We start from the raw sequence: 1,713 nt of genomic DNA, 5'->3' as shown, positions 1-1,713 counted from the left end.
GGCGTGCCCGTGGGCGTGAGCGTGGCGCCGCAGATCCCGTTCATTACCGAAGACATGGAACAGGTGCTGGAGGCCGCGCGCGATGCCGGCGCCACGACCGCCTTCTACACGGTGGTGCGCCTGCCCTGGGAGGTGGCGCCGCTCATGCGCGAGTGGCTGGCGCTGCACTACCCGCAGCGCGCGGCGCGCGTGATGGCCCGCATCCAGGACCTGCACGGCCTGAGCGCCGAGGCCCGCGCGGCGGGCAAGAGCTACCAGAGCGACTTCGCCACGCGCATGAAGGGCACGGGGCTGTGGGCCGACCTGGTGCGCCAGCGGTTCGCCACCGCGTGCCGGCGCCTGGGCCTGAACCGCCAGCGCGTGGAGCTGGACCTGTCGCAGTACCGGCCCGGGCTGGCGCGGGGGCAGGGCAGCCTGTTCTGACGCCGCGAAGGACGGCGCGGCCGGGGGGGCTGCAAACAATCTTTCGCAATGCGCCGGACAACGCAACTTGCTGCTGTCGCCGGCCCCCGCTTCAGTGCCACGCGGGGCGGCCGCGGTTCTAAGCTCGGCCGTGAATGTTCTGTGGCCGCTGCCGTTTCCCGCGGTGGCCGGCTTTCCGCCGTTTCCTGCTGTCTGGAGTGCGACCCATGGCCTTGCGTGATTTCAAAGTGCTGACCTTCGACGTGGTTGGCACCCTCATCGATTTCGAGGGCGGCATGCTCGCCTATCTGCGCCGGGCCGTGCCCGGCAGCCCCGTGACCGACGAGGCGTTCCTCGCGGCCTACCGCGCCGCCCGCAAGAGCGGCGACACCTGGGCCTATCCCGACGACCTGGAGCGCTGCTGGCATGCGATCGCGCCGTCGCTGGGCCTGCCCGACAGCGAGGCGCTGGCGCGCGGCCTGCGCGACTCGGTGGCCGACTGGCCGGCGTTCCCCGACTCGGTACAGGCGCTGCAGCGCCTGCGCGGGCATTTCAGGCTCGTGACGATGACCAACGCCCAGGCGTGGGCGCTGGAGCACTTTCAGAAAGCCCTGGGCTCGCCCTTCGACCTGCTGCTCAGCTGCGACGACGCGATGTGCGAGAAGCCCGACGCGCGCTACTTCGCCTATGCCCGCGGCCGCTACGAGGGCGCCTGGGGCTACCAGCAGGCCGACAACCTGCACGTGGCGCAGAGCCAGTACCACGACATCGGCATCTCCAAGCGGCTGGGCATCACCACCTGCTGGATCGAACGGCGGCACGGCATGAAGGACTCGGGCGGCACCATCGAATCCGAGCACACCGTGCCGGACTACCACTTCCACACGCTGGCCCAGCTGGCCGACGCGGTGGAGGCGGGGCAATGAGCCTGGACGGCCACGAGCGCTTGTCCGCCCTGGAGGGCCTGGAGCGCATCGCCCGGCCGGTGGCCGACCTGCTGCCCGAGCTCATTGCCCTGCGGCGCGACCTGCATGCGCACCCCGAGCTGGCCTTTCAGGAGCGGCGCACGGCCGGCATCGTGGCGCAGTCGCTGCGGCTGCTCGGCCTGGAGGTGCACGAAGGCATCGGCGGCACGGGCGTGGTCGGCACGCTGCGCTGCGGCAGCGGGCCCCGCAGCATGGGCCTGCGCGCCGACATGGATGCGCTGCCCATGGTGGAACTGGGCACGGCGGCCCATGCCAGCCGCCACCCGGGCGCACACCACGGCTGCGGGCACGACGGCCACACCAGCATGCTGATCGGCGCGGCGCG

At 71.8% G+C, this 1,713-nt stretch carries 3 protein-coding genes; all 3 read left to right on the top strand.

What is annotated here, in order from left to right; all coding sequences use genetic code 11:
* Positions 1–423: radical SAM family protein (locus AC27KI_RS24210; protein WP_487116282.1), on the top strand; the 423-nt coding region annotated here is incomplete at its 5' end.
* A gap of 206 nt (positions 424–629) precedes the next feature.
* Positions 630–1,328: an HAD-IA family hydrolase gene (locus AC27KI_RS24205; protein ID WP_487090261.1), complete on the top strand. Its 699-nt coding sequence runs from the start codon at positions 630–632 to the stop codon at positions 1,326–1,328.
* Positions 1,325–1,713 (top strand): M20/M25/M40 family metallo-hydrolase (locus tag AC27KI_RS24200; protein ID WP_487116280.1); only part of this gene is annotated, 389 nt, incomplete at its 3' end. The genes AC27KI_RS24205 and AC27KI_RS24200, both read left to right, overlap by 4 nt.

The sequence above is a fragment of the Acidovorax sp. KPB24-03 genome (genome assembly GCF_057546605.1).
The sequence above is the reverse complement of the archived record's forward strand: the minus strand, read 5'-3'. Positions and strand labels throughout refer to the sequence as shown.

Coding starts and splice junctions, on each gene's coding strand:
- AC27KI_RS24205 (WP_487090261.1), top strand. CDS start 630: ATGGCCTTGCGTGATTTCAAAGTGCTGACCTTCGACGTGGTTGGCACC.